2 protein-coding genes and 1 pseudogene are annotated in these 2171 nt (G+C 45.5%); all 3 read left to right on the top strand.

The annotated features are described in order from the left end of the window. Positions 1 to 691: pseudogene (gene aroF, locus AC29Z1_RS11295) on the top strand (3-deoxy-7-phosphoheptulonate synthase); the annotation flags it as partial. Between the two features lie 22 nt (positions 692 to 713). After that, positions 714 to 2012 (top strand): 3-phosphoshikimate 1-carboxyvinyltransferase, encoded by a 1299-nt coding sequence (gene aroA, locus AC29Z1_RS11290; RefSeq protein WP_488271562.1) that lies wholly within the window; start codon positions 714 to 716, stop codon positions 2010 to 2012. A 13-nt stretch (positions 2013 to 2025) separates the two neighbouring features. Then, on the top strand, positions 2026 to 2171 hold a 146-nt coding region (locus tag AC29Z1_RS11285; RefSeq protein WP_488271568.1), incomplete at its 3' end, for a (d)CMP kinase.

Raw genomic sequence — 2171 nt, 5'->3', positions numbered from 1 at the left:
AACCAGTGCTAAAGCGGCCGGAGCGGCAATGCTACGTGGTGGAGCTTATAAACCGCGCACTTCACCATACAGTTTTCAAGGATTGGAGAAAGAAGGGCTGGAAATCATCAAAACTGTTGGCCGGGAGGTTGGTTTGCCTGTTGTATCAGAAGTAACCGATCCACGCCAAGTTGCTTGTATTGCCGAATACGTGGATATGCTGCAAATTGGAACCCGCAATATGCAAAACTTCGTATTGCTCAAGGAAGTAGCGTTAACTAAGAAACCAGTTTTGCTAAAGCGGGGGTTAGCAGCCACGATTGAAGAGTGGTTAATGGCGGCTGAGTATATCATGTCAGGTGGTAACAATCAGGTCGTATTGTGTGAACGCGGTATCCGTACCTTTGAGTCCTTTACACGTAATACGCTGGATTTGAATGCTATACCCGTAGTAAAGCATGTAAGCCATTTGCCGGTGATTGTAGATCCTAGCCATGGTACGGGCAGTTGGCGTTGGGTAAGTCCTATGGCTAAGGCCGCTTTAGCTGCTGGTGCTGATGGCCTTTTAATAGAAATGCATCCTTGTCCCGAAGAAGCCTTATCTGATGGACCTCAGTCACTTACTCCAGGAAGTTTTGCTCAACTTATGAAAGACCTGGAGAAAGTAGCTGCTGCAGTAGGTCGTTCAGTAAATAAAAAGAAAAATAAGTGACGAGAGGGAGTAGTATAGTAGTATGGGAGAAAACATGGAAGTTAAAGCAACAACAGGGCTGAATGGAACAATCCCTATTCCGGGAGACAAGTCGATTTCTCACCGCAGTGTTATACTTGCTGGTCTTGCCGATACTCCAGTGACTATAACCAACTTTTTGCATGCAGCCGATTGTTGGTCAACCATTGCCTGCATGCGAGCTTTAGGAGTCACTGTAGAACAAGATGCAAATGGGGTTCTTACTGTCCAAGGAAACGGGCTGTCAGGACTGCGTGAACCGCAGGACGTACTGGATGCTGGTAATTCGGGAACAACCATTAGGTTGATGACAGGCTTATTGGGAGTTCAGCCATTTTTTAGCGTTATGACTGGCGATGCTTCGCTACGCAAACGGCCAATGGCTAGAGTTATAACGCCCTTAGCCAAAATGGGAGTACAAGTTGTCGGACGGGATCAGTCACGGTATGCCCCATTAGCGATTTTACCAGCCAGACAAATACACGGTATTGAGTACAATATGCCTGTTGCCAGTGCTCAAGTAAAATCGGCAATACTATTGGCGGCATTATTTGCCGACAGCCCGACCATTGTTACCGAACCCATAGCTTCACGCGATCATACTGAGCGTATGTTTGAAACTTTTGGGATACCTATTAACCAAACTGGCAACACCATTACCATTAAGCCTGTGCAAAAAGTGGATGCTCCTAAGCAAATTGATGTTCCGGGGGATATCAGTTCAGCAGCCTTCTGGCTGGTAGCTGCCTCGATTATCCCTAACAGTCATTTGGTATTAGTTAATGTCGGCATAAACCCAACCCGTACCGGTATTCTGGATATATTAAAAGAAATGGGCGCAGATATAACCGTTACGAACGAACGTTGGAGCGGCAGGGAACCAGTAGCAGATATCATTGTTCGTTCTGCTAAGCTGCATGGTGTAACTATTGATGCCGAGATCATTCCACGGCTTATTGATGAAATTCCGGTATTGACGGTTGCGGCACTGTTTGCCGAAGGCCAAACCATTGTCAAAGGTGCGGAGGAATTGCGGGTAAAAGAAACTGACCGTCTCAAAGCGGTTACCGTAGAACTTGGAAAAATGGGAGCTACTATTACCGAAACAGCAGATGGCTTAATCATTAACGGACCACAAAGATTGAATTTTGCTATCTGCAACTCCCATCATGACCACCGCATGGCTATGTCATTGGCAGTGGCTGGTTTAGCAGCTCAAGGTGTTGAAATTGAAAAACCTGAATGTGTTAATATTTCTTATCCTGACTTTTTTAATGTTTTAGCTGAATTAAGGCAGGAGTAATAGGAGGCAAAATATGAAGCCATTAATCATTGCAATTGACGGACCGGCAGGCGCAGGAAAGAGTACTGTAGCCAAACTAGTCGCCCAAAAATTAAACTATATTTATATTGATACCGGTGCTATGTATCGAGCAGTAGCCTGGCAGGTGTTGCATAAAGG

The sequence above is a fragment of the Sporomusa sp. genome, assembly GCF_057736855.1.
The sequence above is the reverse complement of the archived record's forward strand: the minus strand, read 5'-3'. Positions and strand labels throughout refer to the sequence as shown.

Bases quoted from the DNA above. Each gene is read 5' to 3' on its own strand.
- aroA (WP_488271562.1), top strand. From the start codon at position 714: ATGGGAGAAAACATGGAAGTTAAAGCAACAACAGGGCTGAATGGAACA.